At 42.8% G+C, this 21,832-nt stretch carries 24 protein-coding genes; 12 read left to right on the plus strand and 12 right to left on the minus strand.

Translation table 11 applies throughout. The features are described 5' to 3' along the window. Positions 1-12: 12 nt before the first annotated feature. On the minus strand, positions 13-984 hold the full coding sequence (locus tag DPF90_RS18410) for a calcium/sodium antiporter (RefSeq protein WP_114787780.1): 972 nt from the start codon (positions 982-984) through the stop codon (positions 13-15). A 239-nt stretch (positions 985-1,223) separates the two neighbouring features. Here DPF90_RS18410 and mlaF point away from each other — a divergent pair, with 239 nt between their 5' ends. The 8 genes from mlaF (at position 1,224) to DPF90_RS18450 (ending at position 6,650) form a co-directional block, all read left to right on the plus strand. Further along, positions 1,224-2,027 carry a phospholipid ABC transporter ATP-binding protein MlaF gene (gene mlaF, locus DPF90_RS18415; protein WP_114787781.1) on the plus strand — a complete coding sequence of 268 codons (804 nt, stop codon included), beginning with the start codon at positions 1,224-1,226 and terminating at the stop codon, positions 2,025-2,027. Then, entirely contained in the window at positions 2,017-2,808 is a 792-nt protein-coding gene (mlaE, locus tag DPF90_RS18420) for a lipid asymmetry maintenance ABC transporter permease subunit MlaE (protein WP_114787782.1), read from the plus strand. Before mlaF ends, mlaE begins: the two co-directional genes overlap by 11 nt. 2 nt (positions 2,809-2,810) lie before the next feature. Next, the gene (mlaD, locus tag DPF90_RS18425) at positions 2,811-3,305 is read left to right on the plus strand and encodes an outer membrane lipid asymmetry maintenance protein MlaD (protein WP_114787783.1); all 495 of its coding nucleotides are present in this window, start codon (positions 2,811-2,813) and stop codon (positions 3,303-3,305) included. Between the two features lie 2 nt (positions 3,306-3,307). Then, positions 3,308-3,949, plus strand: coding sequence for a phospholipid-binding protein MlaC (mlaC, locus tag DPF90_RS18430; RefSeq protein ID WP_114787784.1), 642 nt, complete (start codon positions 3,308-3,310; stop codon positions 3,947-3,949). Next, positions 3,946-4,254 carry an STAS domain-containing protein gene (locus DPF90_RS18435; protein WP_114787785.1) on the plus strand — a complete coding sequence of 103 codons (309 nt, stop codon included), beginning with the start codon at positions 3,946-3,948 and terminating at the stop codon, positions 4,252-4,254. Before mlaC ends, DPF90_RS18435 begins: the two co-directional genes overlap by 4 nt. 13 nt (positions 4,255-4,267) lie before the next feature. Then, positions 4,268-4,522, plus strand: coding sequence for a BolA family iron metabolism protein IbaG (gene ibaG, locus DPF90_RS18440; protein WP_114787786.1), 255 nt, complete (start codon positions 4,268-4,270; stop codon positions 4,520-4,522). A 9-nt stretch (positions 4,523-4,531) separates the two neighbouring features. Continuing rightward, positions 4,532-5,797, plus strand: a complete 1,266-nt coding sequence (gene murA / locus DPF90_RS18445; RefSeq protein ID WP_114787787.1) for a UDP-N-acetylglucosamine 1-carboxyvinyltransferase — start codon at positions 4,532-4,534, stop codon at positions 5,795-5,797. Between the two features lie 112 nt (positions 5,798-5,909). Next, a complete protein-coding gene (locus DPF90_RS18450) occupies positions 5,910-6,650 on the plus strand; it encodes a 1-acylglycerol-3-phosphate O-acyltransferase (RefSeq protein WP_114787788.1) in 741 nt (246 codons plus the stop codon). A gap of 66 nt (positions 6,651-6,716) precedes the next feature. Here DPF90_RS18450 and arcA read toward each other — a convergent pair whose 3' ends face one another. Further along, positions 6,717-7,937, minus strand: coding sequence for an arginine deiminase (arcA, locus tag DPF90_RS18455; RefSeq protein ID WP_114787789.1), 1,221 nt, complete (start codon positions 7,935-7,937; stop codon positions 6,717-6,719). 564 nt (positions 7,938-8,501) lie between these two features. Between arcA and rraB the strand changes: the two genes are divergently transcribed. Together rraB and DPF90_RS18465 are read left to right on the plus strand one after the other, a co-directional pair. Next, entirely contained in the window at positions 8,502-8,912 is a 411-nt protein-coding gene (rraB, locus tag DPF90_RS18460) for a ribonuclease E inhibitor RraB (protein ID WP_114787790.1), read from the plus strand. A 134-nt stretch (positions 8,913-9,046) separates the two neighbouring features. Further along, entirely contained in the window at positions 9,047-9,847 is an 801-nt protein-coding gene (locus DPF90_RS18465; RefSeq protein WP_114787791.1) for a glycosyl hydrolase 2 galactose-binding domain-containing protein, read from the plus strand. A gap of 6 nt (positions 9,848-9,853) precedes the next feature. On the opposite strand, the gene DPF90_RS18470 is transcribed toward DPF90_RS18465, so the two are convergent. The 5 genes from DPF90_RS18470 to argR form a co-directional block, all read right to left on the minus strand. Further along, positions 9,854-10,246, minus strand: a complete 393-nt coding sequence (locus DPF90_RS18470; protein ID WP_114787792.1) for a DUF2061 domain-containing protein — start codon at positions 10,244-10,246, stop codon at positions 9,854-9,856. Positions 10,247-10,390: 144 nt separating this feature from the next. Next, on the minus strand, positions 10,391-10,828 hold the full coding sequence (locus tag DPF90_RS18475) for a universal stress protein (RefSeq protein ID WP_114787793.1): 438 nt from the start codon (positions 10,826-10,828) through the stop codon (positions 10,391-10,393). A gap of 92 nt (positions 10,829-10,920) precedes the next feature. Further along, positions 10,921-13,509: a TRAP transporter permease gene (locus DPF90_RS18480; RefSeq protein WP_114787794.1), complete on the minus strand. Its 2,589-nt coding sequence runs from the start codon at positions 13,507-13,509 to the stop codon at positions 10,921-10,923. A 227-nt stretch (positions 13,510-13,736) separates the two neighbouring features. Beyond that, complete coding sequence (locus DPF90_RS18485) at positions 13,737-14,705, minus strand: TAXI family TRAP transporter solute-binding subunit (protein WP_114787795.1); 969 nt, start codon at positions 14,703-14,705, stop codon at positions 13,737-13,739. Positions 14,706-15,038: 333 nt separating this feature from the next. Then, a complete protein-coding gene (argR, locus tag DPF90_RS18490) occupies positions 15,039-15,509 on the minus strand; it encodes a transcriptional regulator ArgR (RefSeq protein ID WP_114787796.1) in 471 nt (156 codons plus the stop codon). A 329-nt stretch (positions 15,510-15,838) separates the two neighbouring features. On the opposite strand from argR, the gene mdh reads away from it, so the two are divergent. Both mdh and DPF90_RS18500 read left to right on the plus strand, forming a co-directional pair. Further along, complete coding sequence (mdh, locus tag DPF90_RS18495) at positions 15,839-16,771, plus strand: malate dehydrogenase (RefSeq protein ID WP_114787797.1); 933 nt, start codon at positions 15,839-15,841, stop codon at positions 16,769-16,771. A 100-nt stretch (positions 16,772-16,871) separates the two neighbouring features. Beyond that, positions 16,872-17,063 carry a hypothetical protein gene (locus DPF90_RS18500; RefSeq protein ID WP_114787798.1) on the plus strand — a complete coding sequence of 64 codons (192 nt, stop codon included), beginning with the start codon at positions 16,872-16,874 and terminating at the stop codon, positions 17,061-17,063. A 37-nt stretch (positions 17,064-17,100) separates the two neighbouring features. Here DPF90_RS18500 and DPF90_RS18505 read toward each other — a convergent pair whose 3' ends face one another. The 5 genes from DPF90_RS18505 to DPF90_RS18525 form a co-directional block, all read right to left on the minus strand. Continuing rightward, positions 17,101-17,490, minus strand: a complete 390-nt coding sequence (locus tag DPF90_RS18505) for a RidA family protein (RefSeq protein ID WP_114787799.1) — start codon at positions 17,488-17,490, stop codon at positions 17,101-17,103. 128 nt (positions 17,491-17,618) lie between these two features. Next, a complete protein-coding gene (gene pyrI / locus DPF90_RS18510; protein WP_114787800.1) occupies positions 17,619-18,080 on the minus strand; it encodes an aspartate carbamoyltransferase regulatory subunit in 462 nt (153 codons plus the stop codon). A 14-nt stretch (positions 18,081-18,094) separates the two neighbouring features. Then, positions 18,095-19,024 (minus strand): aspartate carbamoyltransferase, encoded by a 930-nt coding sequence (gene pyrB / locus DPF90_RS18515; protein WP_114787824.1) that lies wholly within the window; start codon positions 19,022-19,024, stop codon positions 18,095-18,097. A 247-nt stretch (positions 19,025-19,271) separates the two neighbouring features. Next, on the minus strand, positions 19,272-20,276 hold the full coding sequence (gene argF, locus DPF90_RS18520) for an ornithine carbamoyltransferase (protein WP_114787801.1): 1,005 nt from the start codon (positions 20,274-20,276) through the stop codon (positions 19,272-19,274). Between the two features lie 102 nt (positions 20,277-20,378). Continuing rightward, a complete protein-coding gene (locus DPF90_RS18525) occupies positions 20,379-21,755 on the minus strand; it encodes a PhoH family protein (RefSeq protein WP_114787802.1) in 1,377 nt (458 codons plus the stop codon). Between the last annotated feature and the right edge of the window lie 77 nt (positions 21,756-21,832).

Raw genomic sequence — 21,832 nt, forward strand, 5'->3', positions numbered from 1 at the left:
AGCAATTAAAGTTTAAGCGGTCATATTGAGGATTAAGTATCCTTGATATGTAATAAAACAGCAGAAAAGTATGGCACCCTCAATACGATTAATACTTCGTGATTTACCCAAAGCCATAGCAACTAAAAGCAAAGAGACACCCAGCATGATCCAAAAGTCTCTTCCCATGGCATATTGACTAAGAATGGATGGATTCAAAATTCCGGGAATGCCCATGACGGCAAGGATATTAAAAACGTTAGAGCCGATAATATTACCTACAGCGAGGTCGTCCTCGCCTTTCATCACTCCAGCGAGAGAAGCAGCAAGTTCTGGTAAGCTCGTGCCGACCGCTATTATAGTCAGTCCAATCACAAGATCACTCATACCAAAATATTGGGCAATGTAGACAGCCCTATCGACCAACGTATCTGCGGCAATAGGTAAGATAACCAATCCGACAACTACCCAGATTACTGCTTTGAGATTACTAACACCCTCTGGTATCTCTGATTCTTGTTCTTCGAGTAAAGGGTCCTGTTGACCGCTTTGTTGCTCTTTTCGGCTAATCCGTAGCATAGCGACTATAAAAGCGGTAAAGAGAACAAACAGTAAGACACCTTCATAAAAACCAAGTCGGCTATCCCATAGTAATACTCCAGCCAGAATGGTTACACCAATCATTAGGGGGAACTCTCTACGGAGGATCGCCGAGCTAATCGACAAGGGTTTGACCATTGCAGTAATACCAAGAATTAATGCTATATTAGCAATGTTTGAGCCTAATACGTTGCCAACCGCTGTATCTGTTTTGCCACCTAACGCAGCGGTTGCTGATACCATCATTTCTGGTGCAGAAGAGCCCATCGCCAAGATGGTCATGCCGATAACAAGGGGAGAAATACCCATGTTTCGTGCTAATGCTGCAGCACCAAAAACGAGCTTATCAGCACTCCAAACTAGAAAGCCTAATCCAACAACCAGAAACGCAATCGCTTCAAACATGGTGATCCTTAATTTAGTGGCTAAACGGATAAAATTAACAGCTGATTTTGACGGTTTAACTGAAAAAAGGGAAGTAATTAATTGCTCACTCACCAATAAAATTGATGGGCGATATCAGCTATGTAAAGAGAGATAAGTTTATTTAGTAAAATGTTAGCCATAATTCATTGAGCAGTGCTTTAAATTGTTACTTAATGCGCTTATGATTGCCGATTCGAAGCGCTAAGTCAGGGTGTGCCATGTCTTCTTCTGATCTTGTAACCATTAACAACTTAACTTTTTCCCGCGGTAAAAGGCGGATATTTGATGATGTTAGCCTGAATGTTCCGAGCGGAAAAATTACCGCGATTATGGGACCTTCTGGCATAGGAAAAACGACCTTATTACGTCTGATTGGAGGGCAACTTCATCCAGAACAAGGAGAAGTGTGGTTTGATGGTAAAAATATTCCAACATTAAGTCGTAAGCGATTGTATCAAGAACGAAAAAAAATGAGCATGCTGTTCCAATCTGGCGCATTGTTCACTGATCTCAATGTTTTTGACAATGTTGCCTTTCCGCTTCGAGAGCATACTCATTTAAACGAAGAACTGATTCGTACTTTAGTATTACTTAAGCTTGAAGCTGTGGGCTTACGTGGTGCGGCACAATTGATGCCAAGCGAGCTATCTGGTGGGATGGCTCGGAGAGCTGCGTTGGCGCGTGCAATAGCTCTTGATCCAAATCTCATCATGTATGATGAGCCATTTGTCGGTCAAGACCCTATTACAATGGGGGTTTTGGTCGAGTTGATTGGTAATCTAAATCAAGCTTTGGGTATTACTTCTGTGGTGGTGTCTCATGATGTTCCTGAGGTAATGAGTATCGCTGATTGGGTCTACATTTTGGCTAATGGTAAAATTATCGCCAAGGGAACGCCAGCAGAATTAAGAGCTAACCCGGATCCACAAGTACAACAATTTCTTCAAGGGGATGCCGATGGACCAGTGCCATTTCGTTTCCCCGCACAGTCTTTAGCGAAGGAGATCTTCGATGGCATTTGATCTGGCAGACTTTATTGCCGCTACAGGACGAAGAACACTCAATGTATTTGAGTCTTTTGGCCGCGCAAGTTTGATGTTGTTTGGTGCTCTGGCATCTCGACCTCAACCAATTAAAAATCTGCCTTTATTGATTAAGCAATTGTATAGCGTTGGCGTTCAATCTTTGATCATCATTGTATTATCGGGACTGTTTATCGGTATGGTATTGAGCCTGCAAGGTTACATCATTCTGGTGGATTTTGGTGCCGAGGGTGCTCTGGGGCAAATGGTCGCGTTGTCATTGCTCCGAGAATTGGGGCCTGTTGTTACTGCTCTTTTATTTGCAGGTAGAGCAGGATCGGCTTTGACCGCTGAAATTGGCTTGATGAAGGCAACTGAGCAGTTATCAAGTCTGGAAATGATGGCTGTCGATCCTCTAAAAAGGGTTATCGCACCGCGCTTTTGGGCAGGAGTGATATCAATGCCTATGCTAGCGATGATTTTTATGGCAGTGGGTATTTGGGGTGGCCAATTAGTGGGTGTCGATTGGAAAGGCATTGACCACGGGAGCTTCTGGGCTGCTATGCAAGCTTCGGTTGAACTCGGGCAGGATATCGGCAATAGCTTAATTAAGAGTTTAGTATTTGCTATCACAGTAACTTGGATAGCATTGTTCAATGGGTATGACGCTATTCCGACCTCAGAAGGGATAAGTCGAGCTACAACTCGTACCGTTGTACATTCTTCATTGGCAGTACTTGGTTTAGACTTTGTACTGACAGCCTTGATGTTTGGGAATTAATTATGCAACAAACAAGAAAAATTGAATTATGGGTTGGCACTTTTGTTATTGCTGGAATTTGCGCAGTTTTGGTGATGATTTTTCAAGTAGCTGACGTAAAAGGGTTGGGTACAAACGATACTTACACACTCAAAGCTGAGTTCGATAATATAGGAAGTTTAAAAGTACGCTCACCTGTTAAAGTTGGGGGAGTAGTCATCGGACGTGTGGCAGATATTGGACTCAATAAAGAAAATCTTCTTCCTGTCGTCACTATGTCAATTAACGCGGAATACGATCAATTTCCAGACACATCGAGCGTGAAGATATTAACTTCAGGTTTGATAGGCGAGCAATATATAGGGTTAACACCAGGCTTTGTTTTTGATGATGAAGAGATGTTGGTCGATGGTAACTATATCGAAGATACTAAATCAGCTCTGGTATTAGAAGATCTGATAGGGCAAGTCTTATACAGTGTTGGTGGCGGTGATTCAGACAAGAAGGAAGAGGACTAATCATGTTAAAGCGGTTATTAGTGAGCTTAGCTCTGTATACTGTCACCTTGACAGTAAATGCGACTGATATTGACAAAACGCAGCCTTACCAAATGATGAAGCAGGTGTCAGAAATAGCTTTTAGTCGACTTAAGTCAGAACAGGAGGCTATTCATAAAAATCCCGATCACCTGAAAGTGATTGTCGAAGAAGAATTAATGCCGTATATCAACGAAAAATATGCCGCATTAAAGCTATTAGGACCTAATTTAAAAGGCGCTAAACGAGAAGATGTTGGTACGTTTATTAACGCTTTTCGAGCCTATATGGTGAGCTCTTACGCCCAGGTTTTAACTCAATACACTAACCAAGAGATTGAGTTTGGCCCTGAACCCAAAATAGATGCAAACAAGAAGATTACGGGCGTGAAAGTCGACATTATCGATAGCCCAAGGCCCAATATCAAGCTCGAATTTAAATTGAGAAAAGACAAAAAAACGGGTGAGTGGAAGGCTTTTGACATTATCGCTGAGGGAGTCAGTTTACTTTCCAGCAAACAATCAGAGTGGAGTACACAATTGCGTCAAGAGGGTATCTTGTCTGTTGCTAAAGAACTTGAAGAACTGGCAGCTCGACCAATTCGTTTCGAGAGTAAAGACAAATGAGCTCGGAACAATGGCGGCAATTGTCTGACGACAAATATCAGATACTAGGAGTGCTTGATAGAGAGTCTGTACCAGAATTGTGGGCGTTTTTGTCTCAATGGAATCCCGGTTACCCCAATATAGAGCTAAGTTTAGAAAAGGTAGAGAGAGTTGACTCTGCCGGTATGGTGATGCTAATTCATCTTTTAGAGCATGCAAAAATTAAAAACTGTCATATAATGCTCAGTTTCGTGCCGAAACAACTGCTAACTTTGTTTCAGTTGAGCAACGTTGAAGAATGTATCGATGGGCATATAAAGAAGTAAACAGGGGTAAGTGGTGGATAGTGCCAAAGTACAGCAAATTTTAGAGCAAGCACTTAATTTAGAAGAACTTCACGTCAAAGGTGAGGGTAGCCATTACGAGGTCGTGGCGGTAGATGCTTGTTTTGAAGGAATGAGTCGAGTCAAAAAACAACAGTTGGTATATGCTCCATTGATGGAATATATTCAACGAAATGACATCCATGCCGTTTCTATTAAGGCTTACTCCCCAGACGAGTGGGCTCGAGATAAGAAACTGATGTCTCTGTAAGGGTTAATAATGGATAAGTTTCGAGTAATAGGTTCCAAGCAACCACTGAACGGTGAAGTCACGATTTCAGGAGCAAAAAATGCGGCGTTGCCAATATTATTTGCCTCTATTTTGGCGCAAGAACCAGTAGAGGTAGCTAATGTTCCTCACTTGCGTGATATTGACACCACAATGCAGCTGCTAAAGCGTTTGGGTGCGAAAGTTGAGCGTAATGGTTCTGTGCATGTTGATCCAAGTGGTATCCATGAGTTCTGCGCACCCTATGATTTAGTCAAAACAATGCGTGCATCTATTTGGGCTCTCGGACCTTTAGTCGCTCGTTTTGGTCAGGGACAAGTGTCACTTCCTGGTGGCTGCGCTATTGGGGCCAGACCCGTTGATCTCCATATCCATGGCTTAGAGCAGTTGGGCGCAACTATTGTGCTAGAAGATGGTTATGTAAAAGCAAGTGTTGATGGGCGATTACAAGGTGCTCATATTGTTATGGACAAAGTCAGCGTTGGTGCCACGATAACCATTATGAGTGCCGCGACCTTAGCTCAAGGAACGACAGTGCTAGATAATGCCGCGCGCGAGCCTGAAATTGTTGATACTGCAGAATTTCTTAATCAACTTGGTGCCAAGATATCAGGTGCCGGGACAGATACTATTACCATTGAAGGTGTTGAATATCTTGGTGGTGGTAAACATGCTGTTGTGGCAGATCGCATTGAAACAGGGACTTTCCTAGTGGCCGCTGCGGTATCACGAGGCAAAGTGGTATGCCGTAATACGAAAGCCCATTTACTTGAAGCTGTGTTAGCAAAGCTAGAAGAGGCCGGAGCTAAAGTTGAAACTGGCGAAGACTGGATTTCAGTTGATATGCGCGAGCGTGAGTTAAAAGCTGTGACTGTCCGAACCGCACCGCACCCAGGCTTTCCGACCGATATGCAAGCACAATTTACTCTGCTGAACATCATGGCTCAAGGTGGTGGAGTGATCACGGAAACTATTTTCGAAAATCGCTTTATGCACGTGCCTGAACTGATGCGCATGGGCGCAAAAGCTGAAATTGAAGGCAACACTGTTATTTGTGGTGATGTAGAAGAATTGAGTGGCGCTCAAGTAATGGCGACTGATTTACGTGCGTCAGCCAGTTTAGTTATTGCGGGCTGTATTGCTCAAGGTGAAACGATCGTCGATAGAATTTATCATATAGATCGCGGTTACGATAAGATCGAAGATAAGTTATCTTCTCTTGGAGCGAATATCGAGCGCTTTAGCGATTCTCACTGATTCTAACTCGCAAAGCTAAGCCGAAACGGGAGTTTCGGCTTTTTTATGAGGGTAAGATCAGTTAGAGTCATGGACATAGACTACTGACTGTTTTGTTGTTGGAGCACAACTAATGATTGCACTATTACGTGTATTCGCTGTCGCGATTTTTGCTATTGTGATGTTTATATTTGGCTGTGGTTATTGCTTATTGAGTCCTCGAAACCCCAAACATGTTTTTACCTTTGGTCGCTTGTTTAGCAAGATGTCTCGTGTCTTTGGTGTCACTCTAGAATTACGCATACCGAGTGATGCATACCAACGTGGACAGCACGTCTACATTGCCAACCATCAAAATAATTGGGATTTGTTTACCGTATCTTCAGCTGTGACGCCGAAAGTCGTTACGGTAGGGAAAAAAAGTTTGGCTTGGATGCCTTTGTTTGGTCAATTGTATTGGTTGACGGGTAATATATTGATCGATAGAGCTAATCGTTCAAAAGCCAAAAGTACTATCGATCAAGTTGTCGATAATATGAAAGCTAGCGAAGTATCGGTATGGATGTTTCCTGAAGGCACACGTTCTCGTGGACGTGGTTTATTGCCATTTAAAACAGGCGCATTTCATGCGGCGGTAGGAGCTGAGGTTGCCGTTGTACCAATTGTGTGTAGCACGACATGTGGCCTTAAACTCAACCGCTGGAATAATGGCCATGTGATTGTTGAGATGCTTCCACCTGTCAGTTCAGAAGATTTCGATAAAGGTAATATTCGAGATTTTGCTAACATTTGCCATCAGCAGATGAAAGACAAGCTCCAAGCATTAGATGAAGAAGTAAGAGCGCTTAATTTGGAATCTGGTGTTAGAGCTTAAACGGAGCCAGCTATAGTGGAAAAAGGGAAAGCCATGCTTTCCCCTTTTCGTTCATTGTTCTTTGCTCTAGATATTATCTCTCTCTATTGGACAGCTCATACAACGAGCTCCACCTCGCCCACGGCCTAATTCATTGCCAGGGATGGGTAAAACGGTAATACCCGCTTTGTCATATTTTTCATTGGTGTAAACGTTGCGCTCATAGCCAATCACAACACCTGGTTTGACGGTCAACACATTATTGGCATCATTCCATTGTTCACGCTCTGCTTCATAATTATTGCCACCTGTAGTAATAATTTTGAGGTAGTCAACGCCGAGAGCTTGTTCAATTGCATGGGTATAACTTGGAACTTGCTCCACCGTCATCTCATTACTGCCTTTTGGTGTAAGCTTCCATGTGTCGAGGTCTTTTCGCATGATTTCTGGATAGACAGAGAAAGTATCAATATCCATGTGAGTCATAACGGTATCTAGGTGCATGCAAGATCTATGTTTGGGTAAATCAACAGCGATGACTTGCTTTGCTTGGCCATGACGGAATAGATTGGCTGCTAGATTCTCAACCCCTTGCGGAGTACTACGTTCAGACATCCCAACGAGAACTGCACCTTTTCCGATGACCAGAACATCGCCACCTTCAATATTGGCATTATCATAATGTAAATCTTCATCCCCAAAATATTTAATGAAATCTTGGCCTGCAAATACAGGGTGCCAACGATAAATTGCCCTCAGGTGATTGGTCTCTCGTTGTCTTGCAGGTTTCATCATTGGATTGAGAGAGACGCCGCCATAAACCCAGCATGATGTATCACGAGTAAATAAATGATTGGGCAGAGGTTCAATCACAAAATCCAGCGGACGATGCATTTTGGGTAGCATTGAAGAGGATTGGATTGGTAACTCTGAATAAGCCAAGCCGCCAAGCAGCACAGTGGCTAGGTGTTCGTTATCCATATCGGATAGGTAATGGCGTAAATCTCTCGCAAAGGTAGGACCATAACGAAAATCTGATATTTGGGTGTCTAGTAGCCACTCTTTTGCCTCTTTCACAGACAGTGTTTCGACTAATAGATCATGGAGGAGTAAAACCTCTACCCCCTGATTTGATAGTGTTTGTGCAAATTGATCATGTTCTTCTCCCGCAGCTTCTACGGCAAGAACATCGTCAAACAGTAGTTCATGGCAGTTTGATGGTGTTAAGTGTGTCAGTGCTCGCTCTGGTCGAGCCAAGAGTACACGCCTCAACTGGCCTACTTCTGAACCTACGTATAACTCACTCATTCTGCATCCTTACGATAATTTCCATTACCTATTTATGACAAGCTTGTTATCAAGATGCAAGTGTATTTGTCAGAGCCAATAACTGATTTTTATATTTTTTTTAGTTATAAATGCTACTTTTTGGCTGAGATTTGATTACTTTCACCTGTGGTGATGGCTTGGGTAACAGGTGTTACAATGCGTCGCTATTCGCTATGCTTTGTGATGATTAGTGATAGGTTAGGAAGGTTTTAAGCATACCTATTCACACATTAACAGATAATAGTGTGAAAGCTATATTTGTATGCAATTTTGATGAGAACGAATCTATGCATAAGTAGAAAATAAAAACGCATTGGTCGTTTTTATAATAGATGGCGACTATCGGTAGATAGTTCTGAATATCACTGATGATAAAAAAATGTTAATTTTTGCCATTTGTGAGCTTAATCTGTTCTTATCTTCGGTGATGTGAGCGATCAAGTTACTACTCTAGCGTTATTGTGGGTAGCAATTTAATGATATCCATGCGATATTTCTTGGCGTTAATTTTTGATCAATATTGCCACTATCTGGAGCCGACTTATGTCTCATGAAGACGAATATCTATCAGTTGAAGAATTAATTGAGATTCAAAAGGAGGAGACTCGCGATATCATCCAAGCTTTGCTGGAAGATGGGAGTGAGCCAGATGCATTGTATGACATTGAGCATCATCTTTTTGCAGAAAACTTTGAGACTCTAGAAAAAGCAGTTGTTGAAGCGTTCAAAATGGGCTTTGAGGTTCTAGAAGCTGAAGAGACTGAAGACGAAGATGGAAATAAACTACTTTGTTGTGACGCGACAATGGAATCGGCGTTGAACGCTGAGGCAATAGATGTTCAAGTAGAAAAGCTAATTCACCTCGCTGAGAAGTACGACATTATTTATGATGGCTGGGGAACTTACTACGAGGGTGAAGATGCCCTGTATCCTGAACAAGATGAGGAAGACTGATTTCTTATATTTCATGTCGAAACCAGCCTAGAGGCTGGTTTTTCTTTAGTCGGATTGAGAGGTGTTAAGTATCTATCAAGCCCTAAATCCTATATAATTTCTGGCAACTTTTTGATGATCAGTTTTAGTGCTTTATGCAATTATCACTTGCCGGTCTTTGGCAGCTCTCACCACTGACAGATCTTTCTATTCCTCAAGATGATATCTCCTTTCCAGCACCACTGAGTGACAAGCTTCCCAGTTCTCTTTCTGAAGATCAAATTGCACAATATGAATGGCATTTGATGCATGATATCGAGGTAGATGAGGTTATGCTTGCCTACCCAGCTGTTGATCTGGTACTAGGCGGTATCGAGCGCCATGCCGAGGTTCGGCTAAATGGTATTGCTTTATTCGATTGTGATGGTTCACAGCCTGAATATAAAAAAGATGTTCGACCTCATCTACAACTTGGTCGCAATCGATTTGAAATTCTATTGATTGAAGAAGATGGCGATCTGTTGCTCGAAGAAGATAAATTAGACCTTTGCCCTCTTGGTGAACATACAATCACAAAGTGTGATGCTAGGGTTGGGATTTGGAAAGAGCCGTACCTGCATTTTATTCGCTATGTGCGCCTTGAACACTTGGTCACAGAGCAAATTTGGCACCATGGTGGGGGATGTGAATTTATGGTGGACTTACACTACAAAACCTACTCGCCAGGGTTAATTTCTGCTTTGGTTAAATTCAATGGGATGACTTATCAACTGCCAATTGATGTGCGAAACAACCATGTTAGTGCTCTTTTTCAAGTTGAAGCCCCGATATACTTTGACGCCTGCCATCCAGATCCAAAAGATCTTTACTCTCTTGAGGTAGAATTGGATGATCAGACGCAAAAGTTTTCCATCGGATTAAGCGAAGAGCTTTGTGTAAAACATTTTCCTGTCTAATTTTACTTATGCTTGTACGGCTTGCTTGGCACTCGACATACTTAGCCTACGCTGCCAAACACGTTCGTGGAAATAGTAAGCAAGCGTGTTAATACTCGGCTCTACAGCGGCCATCAGTCCGCCAACCAACCAACTGCCTGACAGCAAATAGGCAACACTGAATGCAACACTAAAGTGAACCATCGCAAAGCTGGTGGTTTTTATTCCAGTGGCATCATTATGTTTTTTCAAATAAGTAACGCTTTGCCATAGACGCTCGTGGAAGTAAAAAGCAACCGTATTGACCATAGGTTCTATCATCGCAATCAGACTGCCGATTAGAATATCACCAGTAAGAATGTAAGCGACGCTGAACGCAATGGTGAAATGAATTGAGGCAAAAGTTAATGTCTTTTTCATGAGATGATCCAGTCATAGGCTTCGATAGGATCATTATTGATAACTATTCTCAATATTTAAATTTGATTGAAGCTATATGTTCAATAGATATTAACTATTAATTGGGCGCACGAGGTGCGCCTTAGCTTCCGCTTTGCGGTGAATTTAACCTTGAGGTTTAATGACTAAAACATTGATGGGAGAGTTTTCTACCACTTTACTGGCGACTGATCCCAGCATTACTTTGTCTAATTTTGAACGTTTGTGACTAGGCATGATGATAAGATCGGCATTTACCCTTTTTGCACAATCTAAAATAGACGTGTACGGCTTACCTTCAACGACGTATGTTTGGTATGAGATGCTTTGAGGTATATGTTTTTGAGCAAATGACTCAAGCTGTTTTTCAACATCTTGTTTCATTTTCGCAGCCGCATCTTTGGGAAAATAAGTGGCTACCATTGACATATGTATTCCAGGTAGGACATTGAGTAGATGGAGCTTTGCCTGAGAGTGTTCGGCATGCCAAATTGCTGCTTCGAGCGCTTTATCAGAAAAGCCACCGTCGTTTAAGTCGACTGGAATAAGAACATGTTTATACATTGGGTGCTCTCTTATGTATACCGAGCCAACAAACAATTTGCTTGGCTCGGTATTCAGTTTAGTTTTATGTATTGCTGTTATGGTAAGTACGACTAACCTATTTGTTGATTAAATTGATCATTGCGCACTCGCCGTTTTTGGTTGAGTCCCAAGCCAATAAGGAGTAACAGAGCAGGGATAAATACCCACTCTTTCATTGGTCGATCGGCAGCAGTGATGACCGAACGTACTTCCCAATCAAAGTCAATGCCCGCTGCTTCTGCTGGGCTGCCAAACTCGACCATATCGATGAATACTTTATCATCGACTTGTTTTAAAACCAGCCCCATAGAGCTAATGCGATCGATGGCAGACTTTGCTTTTTCATCAAAAGGTAAGCGCACTGTCTTACTTATGAAATCGCCCTCAATATTTTCGCCTGCCACCATGAGTTCGATATCTTGTCCTATCGGTAGACTTTCAGCAATTTGTTGGATGTCTGAACCTGGATGGAGTTCTTTGGATGGGTATATTTGATCCCACCAATAACCCGGACGGAAGAAAGTAAAGGTAAGTAGCAGTAATAGCAGGGTTTCCCACCATTTATTCTTGGTAAACCACCACCCTTGTGTCGCAGCAGAGAAGATCAGCATAGCAACGATAGACGACAAAACGGTTAGTAATAGATGCCACCATGTATCAATACCAATTAAAAGCAATTGGGTGTTGAAAATGAACATAAATGGCAATATCGCGGTCCGAATATCATAAGTGAACCCCTGAATACCTGTCCTAATTGGGTCTGACTTGGCGATGGCAGCAGCGGCGAATGCAGCCAGTCCAACGGGTGGGGTATCGTCAGCCAATATACCGAAATAAAACACAAATAGGTGTACTGCAATCAGTGGGATGATTAACCCGCTTTGTGCGCCTAATGTGACGATAACAGGAGCCATAAGCGTTGATACTACGATGTAGTTGGCTGTTGTGGGGAGTCCCATTCCAAGGATTAAGCTAATTACTGCAGTAAACAGCAGCATCAAAATAATATTACCGCCCGAAATAAACTCGACAAAGTCTGTCATCACCAAGCCAATTCCGGTTAGAGTGACAGCTCCAACGACGGTCCCCGCAGCAGCAGTCGCAACACTGATGCCAATCATATTTCGAGCGCCAGACACCAAACTTTCAAGCAGATCAACAAACCCAGCTGTTGCCTCTTCAACAATATTACCTTGTTTGGATATGAAGGAAATAAGAGGGCGCTGAGTAATGATGATGAATATCATAAATACGGTTGCCCAAAATGCTGATAGACCAGGAGAGAAGCGCTCTACGGTAAGACACCACACCAAAACGACAATCGGCAGCAGATAATGCAGTCCAGACTTGATGGTTGGCGAAGGATCAGGAACTTCGGTAAGTTCGGCATTGACATCGAGTGTTCCCTCATTAGCGTTTCTTGCTGAAACACTAATCAGCGTTATATAAGAGATCACTAAAGCCGATACCACAATAGGGGTTGCAGCAGCGCCAAATACATCCTTAGTCCAGCCCACACCGTAGTATACGGCTGCACTGATTATACATAGACCTAAGATGGTACCAGTGAAAGAGAGTAAGCTTTGCACAATAGTTGGTGTGTGTCGACGCGGTAATCCCTGCATACCTGCTTTGCATGCTTCTAGGTGAACAATATAAATCAAAGCGATGTAGGAAATTAACGCTGGCAGGATAGCCGCTTTGATCACCTCAACGTAGGAAATACCGACATACTCCACCATAAGAAAGGCGGCTGCACCCATTATTGGAGGAGTTAATTGTCCGTTGGTTGAAGCCGCGACTTCAACTGCACCTGCTTTTGTGCCAGGAAACCCAACTCTTTTCATTAGAGGGATGGTGAATGTGCCCGTTGTAACCACGTTGGCAATAGAAGAGCCAGAGACGATACCTGATAAACCGGATGCAACGACGGCGGCTTTAGCGGGACCACCCCGCATGTGACCAAGTAAAGAAAAGGCAACCTTGATGAAATAAGCGCCTGCCCCCGCGCGCTCTAACATGGCGCCGAATAGCACAAATAGAAACACGAAGGATGAAGAAACTCCCAGAGCTACACCGAACACACCTTCTGTCGTTAACCAAAGGTGTGACATAGCTTTATTAAGGCTTGCTCCTTTGTGTGCGATGACATCGGGCATATAAGGTCCACCAAAGGTGTACAACAAAAACACGCCTGCTACAACCATTAGTGGTGGGCCCAGAGCTCGACGAGTTGCTTCAAGCAGCAGAATCATGCCGATCACAGCCACAACAACATCCGCTGTGGTTGGAGCACCTGAACGGCCGGCCAGCTCAGTATAGAAAATGTAAATATATCCAGCAGAAAAACTGCTAGCTAAAGCTAGAATCCAATCGGTAAGTGGAATTTTATTACGTGGTGAACTCTTTAGTGCAGGGTATGCTGTAAAGGCCAAAAATATGGCAAACATCAAGTGTATCGAGCGCGCTTCAGTATCATTGAGGACGCCAAAATTGAAAATGAAGGGTAGGGGAGATGCATACCAAAGTTGGAATAATGACCAACACAAAGGGGTAAACCACAGGATGCGCGCCGAAATTCCATCAGGAGAGCGGGCTCCCGTGTCGGCTTGAGTCACCATTTCTTGCACATCTTGAGTCGGAGAAGTGGTCTTCGACATGTACTAAATCCTTATTATATATGGCCTGTCTTTTTATGATTATTAGAGTTTTAATCGGTATTGTTTAGAAAACGTGTTAAACAACACCATACATGCTCAGTGCCATGCAGTTAGATAATAACAAAGAGGAGCTTCAATACTATGAAACTCCCCTTTAATGAGGCCAGTGCTAAGAACAAATAAAAACGCAGTCAAAGCTTGACTAGCCTCTTAGCTAAATGAAGTGGTTACTTCAATAAGCCAACTTCTTTGTAGTATTTTTCAGCACCTGGATGAAGAGGAATTGATAGACCCGCTTTGACCATTTGCTCTTTTTTCAGGTTTGCAAATGCAGGGTGTAAGCGCTTAAATGTATCAAAGTTTTCAAATACCGACTTTGCAACATTGTATGCAACCTCATCAGATACATCAGAAGTTGTCACCATAGTTGCAGCAACACCGAAGCTATTTACATCCTTATCTGTTCCGCGATACATGCCTGCAGGAACGGTACTGAATGCGTAATAAGGATTATCGGCGACGATTTTATCAATCTTTGACCCTGTGACAGAGATGAGTTTTGCATCACAAGATGTAGTTGCTTCTTTGATTGATCCGTTTGGATGTCCGACTACGTAGACAAATGCATCGATCTTGTTATCACAAAGCGCTTGTGAGCGCTCAGAGCCTTTTAGTTCAGATGTAAGCTTAAAGCTGTCATTGGTCCAGCCCATAGCATCCATTACCACACCCATGGTGGCGCGGTCACCAGAGCCCGGGTTACCTATATTGACGCGTTTGCCTTTAAGGTCTGAAATGTTTTCAATTTTGGAGTCTGAACGTGCAATGATGTTAAAAGGTTCTGTGTGTAAAGAGAACACTGCGCGTAGTTTCTTGTAGGGGCCCTGTTCAGAGAACTTACTTGTTCCGTTGTACCCATGATATTGCCAGTCAGACTGCACAATACCAAAGTCAAGTTCACCAGCTCTGATGGTGTTTACATTATAGATTGAACCACCAGTAGACTCGACGGAACATCGAATGTTGTGCTCTTTACGCCCTTTGTTAACTAGCTTACAAATTGCACCGCCCGTCGGATAGTAAACCCCTGTAACAGAACCTGTCCCGATAGTAATAAACTCTTGAGCGCTAACTGTGCCTGTACCGATTACTGCTGCTGCAATTGCACCAACTTTAATCAACTTGCTTAATGCCATGAATTTCCCTTCCTTTATACATTATTTGTCCTACGACAGTGTTACTTGCCGTGGAAGTTTTCGAGTCACGAAAACGGCATCTTTTTCAATCCGTATGTTGAAAAAGTGGCTGAATAATACCAAATAATTTGTCCACAATTATACAATTGTTAAAATTTATGATGTATTTATATTTTTGTCACCTTGTGTTTTTGGTTTTTCCTTTTAATTTTTATCCATAAAAATCATATATTTATTTTAATTCAAATGGCGTTGGAGGATTTTTTAAAGATGTGATTCGAGTCACGCCAGTGATGTGGCTTTGTGACTCATAACACTGAAGTATACTTAGCGTCATCCGGCATATTCAAATAGCTCGCAAACAGATTGAAACAGTTGTTCAGTTGTAATATTAAGTGTTGGAGTGATAAAAATTGTGTCATCTCCGGCGACGACACCTAGGATACCTTCGGACTTACCGAGAGAATCGAGCAGGCGAGCGATTAATTGAGCAGCCCCAGGCCCAGTATGTATAACCACTAATGCCGCGTTGTGATCTATATCTAAAACCAATTCACGCAATGAACTCGAAACCGTTGGGACTCCGAGCTCCGCTGGTAAACAGTAAACCATTTCCATTTTTGCATTGCGCGTACGTACTGCTCCAAACTTGGTTAACATACGAGACACTTTAGACTGATTTATATTTTCAAAACCCTCATTTTTGAGTGCTTCTACAATATCTCCTTGTGAACCAAAACGTTCTTCCTTTAGTAGGGCTTTAAAGGCTCGAACGAGATTATCTTGTTTTTCTGAGTGGCGCATGTTTTTTCCAGCCATAGTTATTATTAAGATTGAGTGCATATTCTCGCATAGGTATTCACATCCTGCCAATCATGAGGCTCAATTCTGCCTGATCTATCACTGTAAACTTTGATGGTTTACAGCCTGTAGTTGCTGCTAAAATGGCGCAGAGTTTTTCAATGACTAATGACTTGCGAACGCTTGTGCTAGCTGGCTATAAGTGTGTTGCGCAAGGTCGCAAAGCTGACGTTAATTGATTGTAATCAGTATGTGATTGCTATAGCTTTGGACAGCGTTGATTTAAAGCATCTCAAGAAATAAAAAGAGATACCATCTCAAGGAGAACTACGATGAAAGTAGCCGTAATTGGTGCCGCTGGTGGCATCGGTCAAGCCCTAGCCCTATTACTGAAACATCACCTACCTGCTGGTTCAGATCTTGCTCTATATGATATTGCTCCTGTAACGCCTGGCGTAGCAGCGGACTTAAGCCATATCCCAACACCTGTATCTATTAAAGGGTATGCAGGTGAAGATCCAACTCCAGCGCTTGAAAGTGCGGATATTGTGTTGATCTCTGCTGGTGTAGCTCGTAAACCAGGAATGGATCGTGCTGACCTGTTTAATGTCAATGCAGGTATTGTTAAATCACTTGCTGAAAAAATAGCCAAAGTTTGTCCTAAAGCTATGGTTGGTATTATTACTAACCCGGTTAACACTACTGTGCCAATTGCTGCGGAAGTTTTGAAAAAAGCTGGCGTTTATGACAAGCGTCGTTTGTTTGGTGTAACAACACTTGATGTTATTCGCTCTGAAACATTTGTTGCTGAGCTTAAAGGTAAATCTCCGGCAGATATTCAAGTTCCTGTCATTGGTGGACATTCAGGTGTTACCATTTTGCCTCTTCTTTCACAAGTGAAAGGCGTTGAATTTAGCTCTGATGAAGTCGCAGCGTTAACAAAACGTATTCAGAATGCGGGCACAGAAGTAGTTGAAGCTAAAGCCGGTGGCGGCTCAGCGACTCTTTCAATGGGACAAGCAGCATGTCGATTTGGTCTTTCTCTTGTTAAAGCACTTCAGGGTGAAGAAGTGGTTGATTATGCTTATGTTGAAGGCAATGGTGAGCACGCTCCATTCTTTGCACAGCCTGTAAAACTGGGTAAAAATGGTGTGGAAGAAGTATTGAGTTATGGTGAGCTAAGTGCATTCGAAAAAGATGCACTTGATGGAATGCTTGATACACTAAATGGCGATATTAAAATCGGCGTTGACTTCGCCCAATAACAAAAACCAGTTCTAGATTAAAAGCCGACAATTTGTCGGCTTTTTTTGATCCTTTTTGTTGATTGGAATGTATAAATTCCAGTATTTGAGGAGTAGTAGAATGGATATAAACGAAATTGAGAAAGGTATGCTGGTAGGGTTTGAGCAAGGGGTTGGAAAAATTCTAGCGATTGATGTACAAAACAACACTGTACTGTTAGAAGAAAGGGTGTCTCGCCATCAATTCTCAGCAGAGGTCAGCGAGCTGATGAATGATCCACAACTTCACATAGGCTGTGATAAGTATTACTGAAAAAGCGAGCTAATCAGCTCGCTTTTCTTCAGTTTGACTATTTTCTTACCGCGATCGCTTCTATCTCGATACCGACATCTTTAGGCAAGCGAGCCACTTCAACGCACGAACGGGCTGGGTAGTTAGCGACGTCATGGTCGTCGAAAAACTTCCCGTAGACTTCGTTTACTGTCCCAAAATCATTAAGGTCTTTAACAAATACCGTCATTTTCACAATATCTGAAACAGACAAACCGGACGCTTGTACCACAGCTTTGACATTGTTGAGTGATTGCAGAGCTTGCTCAGCGATATTTGATGAGACGTCGCCAGTCTCAGGGTTTACAGGGATTTGGCCGGAAGTGAGAACCATGTTACCTAAATCAACACCTTGAACATATGGGCCTATTGCAGCAGGAGCTGAATCTGTATGTAGTACTTTAGTCATTATTGTATTCCACCTGTGAAGAGTGTTTTGTTATTAGAAAAACTCAGTCTGCCGCGAAACTGGAGTGGGGTAAAGAAAAACCCCCGCTAAAACAAGCAGGGATGTGAGATGATGACAAAGTCACCCAATTATCGTTCCGTGACTATCTCTCGAGCAAAGACTTTCTCGCAATACTTACATTTAAGACGAATATCTTGTTTCTTTTCAAAAACCTTAAAGCTGCTTTCTACAGGCTCATTATGAGTAATGCAGTTACTGTTTGGGCATTCGAAGACATTGTTTATTTGCTCGGGTAAATCGAGCGCCAATTTCTTAACCACCTCATAGTTTTCAATTTGGTTCACTGTCGCGTGCGGAGCATAAAGTGCCAGTTTACTGGCTTGCTCTTCGCTGATAAAAACGTTTTCTATCTTAAGTAGGTCTTTGTGACCAAGCGCTGATGAAGGTAAGTTAAGACCTATGGTGACGCGTTGCTCTGACTTATGCATAGAAAAAAGTTTGAGGACCTTAATTCCTATCTGAGCTGGAATATGGTCAATCACCGTACCATTTTTAATTGCTTCAACCTGCAATTGAGTTTCTTTTGCCATGATAGTTCTCCCGATTACAGTTGTTGGTTAAGGACAAGAGCGAGCAGTGCTTCACGAGCATAAACGCCATTTTCCGCTTGTTCGAAATAGTAAGCGTGAGGCGTCTTATCGACATCCACTGTAATTTCATCAACCCGTGGCAGTGGATGTAGGACTTTAAGGTTACTCCGTGCGCCTTCAAGTAATCCTGCCGTCAGAATATACGCAGATTTGATATGCGCGTATTCTGATTCATCAAAGCGCTCTTTTTGCACTCGAGTCATATATAAAATATCCAACTCAGGGATCACGCTTTCCATATCAGTATGCATGCTGTACTGAATCCCCGCTTCGTCGAGCTCTTCGCAGATATAATCTGGCATTGCCAAAGCTTCAGGTGCAATGAAGTAGAATCGAATATGGTTGAATTTTGCTAAAGCTTGAGTGAGAGAGTGAACAGTGCGACCGTATTTAAGATCGCCCACAAAGGCAACATTAAGGTTGTCTAGTTTACCTTGGGTTTCTGCTATCGAGAATAAATCCAGTAAGGTTTGAGTTGGGTGCTGGTTTGCGCCGTCGCCTGCGTTAATTACGGGCACGCGATTGGAAAACTCTGAAGCCAAGCGAGCCGCGCCCTCTTGTGGATGGCGCATGACAAATGCATCCACATAAGACGATATGACTTGCACTGAGTCTGATAGTGTTTCGCCTTTTTTGGCCAAGGAGGTATTCCCGCCGTTGTCGAAGCCTATTACACTGCCGCCTATACGTTGAATTGCCGTTTCAAAAGAGAGGCGAGTCCGTGTTGATGGCTCAAAGAAACAGCTTGCGACCACCTTATCTTTAATCAGTGTTGGGTTTGGCTCTGCTTTGAGTTGACCTGCGGTTTTGACAATCAGTTCCAGCTCGTTTCGAGACAGTTCTGGAATTGAGATAATGTGCTTGTTGTAAAGCGTATTGGTCATAATCATCGTCCCATCTGTATGTTAGGCAATAAAAAAGCCCCCTATAAAGGAGGCTTTAAAAATCGATGGAAATAGTAAAAAAACCAAGCCAGTAAGCATTGGGGCTTACCCTGTGCAAATCGCTTTGTTGAGCACCTTTACGTGGCATTTGGTCACTACCTCCAGACAAATTGCACAGCATTATACGCTGAAGATTGACCAACGCAAGCGTTTACGTCTAACCTTGATGGTGCAAATTTTGTTGAAACTAAGCGCCTAGTGTGGCGAGCATCACAGCCTTGATGGTGTGCATGCGATTTTCAGCCTCATCAAAGACGATTGAATACTCAGACTCAAACACATCTTCAGTGACCTCAAGTCCACTCATGCCATACTTGTCTGCCACCTCTTTACCTATCTTGGTTTCATCGTTATGAAAAGCCGGTAAACAATGCATAAATTTCACATCTGGGTTACCTGTTTTCTCGATTGTTGTCATGTTGACTTGGTAAGGTTTCATTTGCGCTACCCGAGTATCCCAAGCGTCAGGAGATTCTCCCATAGACACCCAAACATCGGTATAGAGAAAATCACAGTCTTTGACGCCTTCATCAACACTTTCTGTCAGCGTGATAGTTGCACCTGTTTGCTTGGCGATATGCTGGCAGGTTTCCACCAGTTCTTTTTCTGGCCAATAATCTTTAGGCGCAACAAGTCTAATATTCATCCCCATTTTCGCCGCGCCGACTAGTAAAGAGTTGCCCATGTTATTGCGCGCATCGCCAAGATACGCAAAGGTAATTTCATTTAGTTGTTTGCCGTTACCATGTTCTATCATGGTCAACAAATCGGCGAGAATTTGGGTTGGGTGAAATTCATTAGTCAAACCATTCCATACAGGGACACCGGCGTATTGTCCTAATTCTTCAACAATGCTTTGTTCAAATCCACGATATTCAATGCCGTCGTACATTCGTCCTAGCACCCTTGCGGTATCTTTCATCGACTCTTTATGACCAATTTGAGAACCTGATGGGCCAATGTAAGACACTTGTGCGCCTTGATCAAAAGCCGCGACTTCAAATGCACAGCGGGTTCGAGTCGATGCTTTTTCAAAGATCAAAGCGATATTTTTTCCGCACAGCTTTTTCTGTTCAGTACCTGAATACTTGGCTTTTTTTAGGTCCGCAGCCAAATCGATTAAGAATTGGATCTCTTTAGGCGAGAAGTCGAGTAGTTTAAGAAAATTCCTGTTGCGTAAGTTGAAAGCCATGATAACCCCAGAGTCTTGTGTTGTTAGGGTTATTTATAACTAAATATGTTTTATTTGTGAATAATTATTTGCGGGATATGGTAAGTATCCCGCGATAAGAGGTTATAAATTCTCTTCTGCAAACTCGGCCAAGCGACTTCGAACCACACCATTTAGGTGAACATTGGCGCTGCCTTCAAAGTTCTTGAAGCGCTCAACCATGTAGGTTAGTCCTGAAGTGACAGGGGTTAAGTAGTGAGAATCGATTTGAGCTAGGTTACCCGAGCAGACAATTTTTGTTCCTTCACCGCAACGGGTAATGATGGTTTTAATTTGAGAGGCCGTTAAGTTCTGGCACTCATCAAGCAGTACGAACGCGTTTTGGATGGATCGTCCGCGCATAAAGTTGATTGATTTAAACTGAATGTTAGCTTTATCACAGATGTACTTCAAAGAGCCTTCAGTACAGTGATCATTTTTGTGCAAGGCTTCGAGAGTGTCGGTTACGGCGGCAAGCCAAGGCAACATTTTCTCTTCTTCTGTACCAGGTAGAAAACCAATCGATTCGCCAATATCTGGTGTATTTCGAGTGACAATGATTTTATCGAACATACCTTTTTCTATGGTTTGCTCGAGAGCAGAAGCCATTGCGAGCAAGGTTTTACCACTACCAGCAGCTCCAGTCATAATAACCAGATCAATTTCAGGATCCAAAAGGGCATCTAACGCCATGCCTTGATAAATATTCTTAGGTGTGATGTCCCAAGCACGGCGATTCATCATTCGCTCTCGGCTAAGATCTTTTAAGGTGATCTTATCGGGCTTAATATCTTCGACTCGCCCTGCAAAGTCACTGCCTTCGTCGATGACATACTGATTGATATAAGTAGGCTCAAAAGGTTCACGATCAAGGGTATGATAAGTATTACCTGCATAGGTTTTGCTTTCGACTTGGTCAACGTTATGCCAGAACTCTCCCTCGATTTTTTGGAACCCCTTAGTGAGATATTGAACATCATCAATCAGTTGATCGGTGCGGTAGTCTTCAACGAAACGCACCCCAGCGCCTTTGGCACGCAAGCGCATGTTGATGTCTTTCGTGATGAGAATCACTTCGCGCGGAGCACGTTTGTTCTGTAAGTACAAAACAGCATTGAGAATGCGGTTGTCGCCTGCCTTGTCGGCAAACGCTTTTACCGTTTCTTGCAACTCGAAATCGGCAAGAATTGAGATATGTCCTGTATGTTCTTTATCTCGATTGATTGGAATACCCTCTGAAATTTCATCAGGGGTTGCGTCTTTGAACATGGCTTCCATAGCTCGAATCGCTACACGAGCATCGCGAGCAACATCGCGCTTGCTGTCTTTGATTCGATCTAGTTCTTCGAGGACTGTCATAGGTATGACTACATCGTGCTCTTGAAAGGAATAAATAGCTAAAGGTTCGTGAAGAAGGATGTTGGTGTCTAGGACAAAAAGTTTCCGATCCGTGTCACCCATAAGCGTCTCCTTGCCGAGATACGGCTGATTTGCCAATCACAATCGCTTGTGTATTGGCTTACTTGCCTTGGCTTGTA

Source organism: Vibrio tetraodonis (genome assembly GCF_003350295.1).
Taxonomy (GTDB): domain Bacteria; phylum Pseudomonadota; class Gammaproteobacteria; order Enterobacterales; family Vibrionaceae; genus Vibrio; species Vibrio tetraodonis.

What these genes read in the sequence shown, in the direction of transcription:
- pyrI (WP_114787800.1), bottom strand. Translation starts at nt 18,080, where the DNA reads ATGGCAAAAGAAACTCAATTGCAGGTTGAAGCAATTAAAAATGGTACG.
- DPF90_RS18480 (WP_114787794.1), bottom strand. Translation starts at nt 13,509, where the DNA reads ATGTCGAAGACCACTTCTCCGACTCAAGATGTGCAAGAAATGGTGACT.
- argF (WP_114787801.1), bottom strand. Translation starts at nt 20,276, where the DNA reads ATGGCTTTCAACTTACGCAACAGGAATTTTCTTAAACTACTCGACTTC.
- DPF90_RS18485 (WP_114787795.1), bottom strand. Translation starts at nt 14,705, where the DNA reads ATGGCATTAAGCAAGTTGATTAAAGTTGGTGCAATTGCAGCAGCAGTA.
- DPF90_RS18450 (WP_114787788.1), top strand. Translation starts at nt 5,910, where the DNA reads ATGATTGCACTATTACGTGTATTCGCTGTCGCGATTTTTGCTATTGTG.
- pyrB (WP_114787824.1), bottom strand. Translation starts at nt 19,024, where the DNA reads ATGACCAATACGCTTTACAACAAGCACATTATCTCAATTCCAGAACTG.
- DPF90_RS18435 (WP_114787785.1), top strand. Translation starts at nt 3,946, where the DNA reads ATGAGCTCGGAACAATGGCGGCAATTGTCTGACGACAAATATCAGATA.
- argR (WP_114787796.1), bottom strand. Translation starts at nt 15,509, where the DNA reads ATGCGCCACTCAGAAAAACAAGATAATCTCGTTCGAGCCTTTAAAGCC.
- mlaC (WP_114787784.1), top strand. Translation starts at nt 3,308, where the DNA reads ATGTTAAAGCGGTTATTAGTGAGCTTAGCTCTGTATACTGTCACCTTG.
- DPF90_RS18475 (WP_114787793.1), bottom strand. Translation starts at nt 10,828, where the DNA reads ATGTATAAACATGTTCTTATTCCAGTCGACTTAAACGACGGTGGCTTT.
- DPF90_RS18465 (WP_114787791.1), top strand. Translation starts at nt 9,047, where the DNA reads ATGCAATTATCACTTGCCGGTCTTTGGCAGCTCTCACCACTGACAGAT.
- DPF90_RS18470 (WP_114787792.1), bottom strand. Translation starts at nt 10,246, where the DNA reads ATGAAAAAGACATTAACTTTTGCCTCAATTCATTTCACCATTGCGTTC.
- arcA (WP_114787789.1), bottom strand. Translation starts at nt 7,937, where the DNA reads ATGAGTGAGTTATACGTAGGTTCAGAAGTAGGCCAGTTGAGGCGTGTA.
- DPF90_RS18410 (WP_114787780.1), bottom strand. Translation starts at nt 984, where the DNA reads ATGTTTGAAGCGATTGCGTTTCTGGTTGTTGGATTAGGCTTTCTAGTT.
- murA (WP_114787787.1), top strand. Translation starts at nt 4,532, where the DNA reads ATGGATAAGTTTCGAGTAATAGGTTCCAAGCAACCACTGAACGGTGAA.
- DPF90_RS18505 (WP_114787799.1), bottom strand. Translation starts at nt 17,490, where the DNA reads ATGACTAAAGTACTACATACAGATTCAGCTCCTGCTGCAATAGGCCCA.
- mlaE (WP_114787782.1), top strand. Translation starts at nt 2,017, where the DNA reads ATGGCATTTGATCTGGCAGACTTTATTGCCGCTACAGGACGAAGAACA.
- mdh (WP_114787797.1), top strand. Translation starts at nt 15,839, where the DNA reads ATGAAAGTAGCCGTAATTGGTGCCGCTGGTGGCATCGGTCAAGCCCTA.
- mlaF (WP_114787781.1), top strand. Translation starts at nt 1,224, where the DNA reads ATGTCTTCTTCTGATCTTGTAACCATTAACAACTTAACTTTTTCCCGC.
- rraB (WP_114787790.1), top strand. Translation starts at nt 8,502, where the DNA reads ATGTCTCATGAAGACGAATATCTATCAGTTGAAGAATTAATTGAGATT.
- DPF90_RS18500 (WP_114787798.1), top strand. Translation starts at nt 16,872, where the DNA reads ATGGATATAAACGAAATTGAGAAAGGTATGCTGGTAGGGTTTGAGCAA.
- mlaD (WP_114787783.1), top strand. Translation starts at nt 2,811, where the DNA reads ATGCAACAAACAAGAAAAATTGAATTATGGGTTGGCACTTTTGTTATT.
- DPF90_RS18525 (WP_114787802.1), bottom strand. Translation starts at nt 21,755, where the DNA reads ATGGGTGACACGGATCGGAAACTTTTTGTCCTAGACACCAACATCCTT.